Annotated in this window: 4 protein-coding genes and 1 pseudogene; all 5 read right to left on the bottom strand. The window is 73.4% G+C overall.

Annotation, left to right across the window (positions count from 1 at the left end):
- Nucleotides 1–148: 148 nt before the first annotated feature.
- Nucleotides 149–1,315: a DUF418 domain-containing protein gene (locus tag QOL99_RS14795; protein WP_285524950.1), complete on the bottom strand. Its 1,167-nt coding sequence runs from the start codon at nt 1,313–1,315 to the stop codon at nt 149–151.
- A 128-nt stretch (nt 1,316–1,443) separates the two neighbouring features.
- Nucleotides 1,444–2,613 (bottom strand): cytochrome P450, encoded by a 1,170-nt coding sequence (locus tag QOL99_RS14790; RefSeq protein ID WP_285524948.1) that lies wholly within the window; start codon nt 2,611–2,613, stop codon nt 1,444–1,446.
- Entirely contained in the window at nt 2,601–4,016 is a 1,416-nt protein-coding gene (locus QOL99_RS14785; protein WP_285524947.1) for a phytoene desaturase family protein, read from the bottom strand. The genes QOL99_RS14790 and QOL99_RS14785 overlap by 13 nt, the downstream gene beginning before the upstream one ends.
- A gap of 31 nt (nt 4,017–4,047) precedes the next feature.
- Nucleotides 4,048–5,139 (bottom strand): glycosyltransferase, encoded by a 1,092-nt coding sequence (locus QOL99_RS14780; RefSeq protein WP_285524945.1) that lies wholly within the window; start codon nt 5,137–5,139, stop codon nt 4,048–4,050.
- Nucleotides 5,136–5,326 (bottom strand): annotated as a pseudogene (locus QOL99_RS14775) (hypothetical protein); the annotation flags it as partial. The gene QOL99_RS14780 and the pseudogene QOL99_RS14775, both read right to left, overlap by 4 nt.

Genomic DNA, 5,326 nt, shown 5'->3' with positions numbered 1-5,326 from the left:
GTAACTGTACCGGAAGGTGCGGTTGGATCACCTCCTTTCTATAGGTCACGTCACGCACCAGCGATGCGAATACACCCCGGGTCATCTGGCTCGGGGTGTTTTCCATTGAAATGAGAGGGAGCGACATCCATGGGCGTCGGTCCCCTTTTCAGTTGGTCCTTTGGCGCCGCCTGGCATATACCAGCGTCCGCACCAACCTTTCCAGTGGCCCAGTGCCCCACGTCCGCAACATCCAACCGCTGAGGGGAAGCTGGGCGAGAGCCACCCCCAGGGCCAGTACCACGGCGGGAGCAGCTCCCCAGCGGCCAAACTGTGCCCCGGCGTAGGGGTAAAAGACTGTGGTCATCACCAGGCTCTGTAGGACGTAGTTCGTCAGGGCGACGCGCCCGCTGGCGGCGAAGGCCCGCAGGGGGCCCAGACGGTCTCGCGCAGCGAGCAGCCCCAGCACTCCCACATAGCCCAGCGCACTGGCGATGCCGCCGCCCATGCGGACCGGAATGGCGATCAGCCCAGCGGCGAGCCCACTCTGGGTGTTCAGCCACGCGAGCAAGGCCCCCAGCGGCAGCCCCAACCCCAGCCCCCAGACCATCATGCGGCGCAGCAGCGGTCGGTGCTCGTGCGGGCGGGTCAGCAGGCCGCTGCGCTGCGCCGCTGCCCCCAGCAGAAACAGAGCGATCAGCCACGGGCCGTTGTAGAGGCTGCCCCCGATCAGGTCGTCGAGGAAAGTGGCCGCCCGCCCGCCCACCACCTCCACGTAGGTCATGCCCGGAGCGAGGTCGGGGAGCCCTGGGGTACGGACGCGGGGACTCGTCCAGTAAACGAGGGCCAGCATCACGCCCGACACCAGCCAGTAACCCCCCAGCACCCCGGCGAGGCCGAGCAGCGCCCGCATGGAGAGGCGCACCGTGACCAGCAGGACCAGCGCCAGCGGCGCGTAGTTGGAGATGATGTCGCCGTGCCACACCAGTACGCCGTGCAGGGTGCCGAGTCCCAGCAGCACGAGCAGCCGCCGGGTCAGGAGACCTGAACCGTGCCGGGTCAGCAGCCCCGCCGCCCCCCAGCCGAACAGCATGGCGAACAGGCTGATGGAACGCCCGTTGAAGAAGATGTCGGTGAGGACCTGCACTGCGCGGTCCACGCCCGTCTGCGTCCACTCGCGGAAGCCCGCGAAGTCCTGCACGTTGACGACCAGGATGCCCAGCAGTGCCAGCCCCCGCAGCACGTCGGGCAACGGCGAACGGTCCCCCACGGTCACCGGATGCAGCGGCCCGGACTCCGGCGCAGGGGGAGGTGTGGGCTCAGCGGGGAGGCTCATTCGCTCAGGCTAGCGCGGGCAGACCACCTGAACGGAGCCAAAAAAAGCCGCCTCCTCGGGCGGTGATAGAACCAAGGTAGCGCGGTATGCAGGATGCGTCAACCTCAACCGGGCCATTCCGGGGCAGGTCACGGCGCCGACTCCCCGGCCGGCCGCACCCGCACCGGTCCCACCGGCCCCAGCGTCACTCCGGCCCAGGGCACGGGGTCGTCGCCCACAGGCGCGAGTGGGGGCAACGCGGCGAGCGCTTCCAGGATGATCAGGTGCGCGAGGTGCATCCCCAGGCAGATGCGCTCGCCGCCGCCAAAGGGCAGGTAGGTCCAGGCCGGGGGCGGCTTCTGCCAGCGCTGGGGCCGGAACTCGCCGGGGGCCTCCCAGCGCTCTGGGTCGCGGGCACTGACGTAGGGGCTGTAGAGGACCAGCGTGCCGCGCGGGAGGTGCGTGCCGTCCCACTCCAGCTCTGCCCCCAGGCGGCGGCTGCCCATCCAACCGGGGGGGTACAGGCGCAGGGTTTCTTTCAGGGCAGCGGGGTGGCCCTCCCGCGTGTGCCACTGCGGATGCCGGGCGAGGTGCCACATCGTCCAGGCCAGCGCGTGCGTGGTGGTGTCGTGGGCGGCGGCGAGGCTGATGCGCACCTCCTCCAGCCCGCCGGGAAGGGGAGCGAGGACCCCGAGGAGGTCGTCCCCGCTGCCTGCCGCCCGTCGCCGCAGGGCCAGCCACTCCAGCTCGGCCCGGACGCGGGCAAAGAGCCGGGGCCGGGGCAGCGCCGGAGACGGAAAGGGCCGCCGCAGCGGGGCGAGAAAGGCGTGCAGCAGGTCTTCCGGAAACTCGCCGCTGAAATAGGCCGCGTTCAGCATCCGCAGCACGGCGCGGTCGGCCCACTCCAGTGCGTCGAACTCGCCCGTGGGGACGGGGGGCCGGGCGAGGCGGACCCGCTCGCGCAGGGCCTCCAGCTCTGATCGGCCGAACGCCGGATTCAGCACCCCCCGGCGGGCGCGGTGCCCCGGCGCATCGGTCAGGACGATGCCGCCCGCAATGAAAGGCACCAGGCGCGGAAAGGTGCCCGCGCTGCGAAAGGTTCCCAGGTCGGTCAGCACCCGGCGGTTCCACTCCGGACTGAAACCCAGCACCGCCGGAAGGCCCAGCCGCAGCCGGAAGAGGCTCCCGCCGCCGTCCCGCGCCCGCCGCGCTCCCTCCTCCAGCAGCGGCAGCGGTGCCCGCGCCCAGTCCTGCAGGTGGCCGGAGCCGGGGCGGGGCGGGGGTTCGGGCAGGGCCGCGAGGGGGGTCAGCCGGGCCACGTTTCCCCCTCGCCGGGCACGTCCCGGCCACCGAGGTCGTCGTAGGGCAGGCCCAGCAGCCGTCCGGCCCCGTTCCAGCCCGAGAGCAGCGACAGCGGCACCCCTCCACCCGGATGCACCGTGCCGCCCACCTGCACCAGATTCCGTGCCCCGGGCAGCGTCCAGCCGGGGCGCAGGCTCCCGGTCAGGCCGTGCGGCGCCTGCCCGTACAGCGCTCCCCCCACCCCGGTGCGGGCGTAGTCGGCGGGGGAGAGGGGCCGCCATGCCGAGACCTCCAGCGGGAAGCGGGCCTGAAGCTGGCGCAGCAGGAACTCGCCGTACTCCTGCGCCTTCCCGGCAGCCTCCGGGCGCGGCGGCGCGTTGACGAGCAGGAAGGCCCGGTCGCCGTCGAGGTGCAGGTAGAGGGTGGGGTCTCCCGGCAGCCGCCCGGCGCGGATGTCGCGCCACTCCTGGGCATACGCGGCGGGCCAGAAGATGTGGTGGGCATGGCCCCGGTTTTCCGAGAGCCGCAGTTGCAGGGCAAAGCCGCTCAGGCCGCGCGGGGCGGGGTCGGCCGGGAGCCCCAGCCACCCGCGCGTGAGGGCCCGGTCGGCCGCGCTGACCCAGGCGTCGGCGGCGAAGGCTCCCCGGCTGGTGTGGGCGCCCAGCACCTGCCCGCCGTGGGCGCTCAGAAGCTTGATCCGCGTGCCGAACTCGAAGCGCACCCCCAGCGCCGCCGCCCGCCCGTGCAGCCGCCCGGCGAGCGCCCCCAGCCCCCCCTCCAGATGCCAGACCCCGTAGCCCAGTTCCACCCAGGAGATGTTGTGCAGGACGGCGGGAGCGCGGTAGGGGTCGGCCCCCAGGTAGGTGGCGAAGCGCAGCCAGAAGGGGGTGAGAAAGGGGCCACTGCGCACGAGGCGGGCCAGGCTCTGCGTCGGCGCGGCCCGGTGCCCCCGCGTGAGGGCGTAGCGGGCGAGCGCGGCGCGGCCCGGCGGCGGCCCGAAGATGAAGGTGGGCGCGGCGTCTTCGTACATCTGCCGGGCGGCCCCCAGCAGCCGGGCATAGTCGCGGGCCTCCGGCGGGGAGAGCTGCGCTAGCGTCGGCTCCAGGCTCCCGGCCACGTGCAGGGCCTGGGGCGCGAAGGTGCGGCCCGACAGCGCGTGATAGGTCGTGGTGGGGCGGGCGGGTTCCAGCGGGGGCAACTCCAGCCCCAGCCGGGCGTGCAGGCCCCGGAAGACCTGCGGCATGGTGACGACGGTGGGACCGCTGGAAAAGTCCTCGTAGCCCAGCGCTGCCTTGCCGCCGGGCCGTTCCAGGGCGTCCAGCACGGTGACCCTGGCCCCGGCCTGTGCCAAGCGCAGCGCCGCCGCAAGGCCCGCGAAGCCCGCCCCGAGAACGGCGATGTGCCGGATGCGGGGGCTCATAAGCTCCTGCCGGGAGACGCGGCATAGGTTCTCACTGTTCGTATTCCCGGCCCTTCCAGGCCACCTTGCGCCGCATGGCCCGACGATACACGGGCAGCGCCAGCAGCGGTGTCAGGGGCGCGAGCAATCCTTCGGCGAGGTCGGCGGGCCTGCGTCGCCCGGTCAGGAGGTTGACCGCCGTGCGCTCGGCCAGCCCCGCGAGGCGCAGCGGCCACACCCCGCGCACGCGGCCCGGCAGCAGCCACGGCAGCGTGTACGCCGCGAGGTGCCACCCCAGCGAGGCGGCCAGCAGCGCCCGCGAGCGCCCGTGAAAGGAGCCCGCGTTCTTCCCGAAGCCCGCCACCGAGTCGGGGTAACTGCGGTACATCCGCACGCTCAGGACCTCCCGGCCCAGCGCCAGCCCCAGCCACCCGCCCCGCGCCTTGACCCGGCTGGCAAAGGCCACGTCCTCCAGCAGTTCCGAGCGCACCAGCGCGTGCCCGCCCACCCGACGGTACGCCTCGCGCCGCAGCACGATCAGTTGCCCGTTGGCGGCGGCGGCGGCGTGGTGCGGCAAGCGCAGCAGCGGATGCGGCAGAAAGGTCAGCAGCGCGGCGTCCACCAGCGGGGTGAGCAGCCGCTCGCCGGGCGTCACGTTGCGCTGCCGGGGATAGACGCTCAGGAAGTCGGCCCCCGAGCGGCCGAACTCGTGCAGCACGGCGCCCAGGGCTCCGGGGTGCCACTGCACGTCCGCGTCGGTGAAGACCAGCACTTCGCCCCGCGCCGCCGCCCCCAGTTGCTGACAGGCCCAGGGCTTGCCGTGCCAGCCGGGGGGTAGAGGGTCACCCGCCAGCACCCGTGCTCCCAGCCGCGCCGCGATTCCGGCGGTCCCGTCGGTGCTGCCGTCGTCGAGGACCAGCACCTCCTCCGCCCCCTGCGCGAGCAGGCCCGGCAGCGTGTGCGGCAGGTTGTGGGCCTCGTTCCGCGCAGGCACCAGCAGCGACACGCGGGGCCGCTCCGGAGGCAGGGGCCGGGGCCGCAGCCGGGGGTAGGTCAGCGCGTTGACGAGCAGGGTCGCGGCCTTGTACCCGAAAAAGCCCAGCGCCGTGAGCCGGTAGGCGCGGGCGAGATCGGGCCGTTTCACCTCCGTCCCCTCGCGCCGGGTTGGGTCAGCCGGGCGAGCAGGCGGCTGGGGAGGTCGGGCCGCGCCGGATCGGGCAGCGGCGTGCCCGAGACGTGGAGGTACCCCGCCAGCGGCCGTTCCGGGTCCCCCGCCGCGAGGTCGGCGTCCAGCGCCCCGAGTTCGCGGGCGAGGGCCTGGGCCAACTCCC

It is taken from the genome of Deinococcus rhizophilus (assembly GCF_030271215.1).
Lineage (GTDB): Bacteria > Deinococcota > Deinococci > Deinococcales > Deinococcaceae > Deinococcus > Deinococcus rhizophilus.
The sequence above is the reverse complement of the archived record's forward strand: the minus strand, read 5'-3'. Positions and strand labels throughout refer to the sequence as shown.

Excerpts from the sequence above, each read along its gene's own strand:
- QOL99_RS14795 (WP_285524950.1), bottom strand. The coding sequence starts at position 1,315 with ATGAGCCTCCCCGCTGAGCCCACACCTCCCCCTGCGCCGGAGTCCGGG.
- QOL99_RS14785 (WP_285524947.1), bottom strand. The coding sequence starts at position 4,016 with ATGAGCCCCCGCATCCGGCACATCGCCGTTCTCGGGGCGGGCTTCGCG.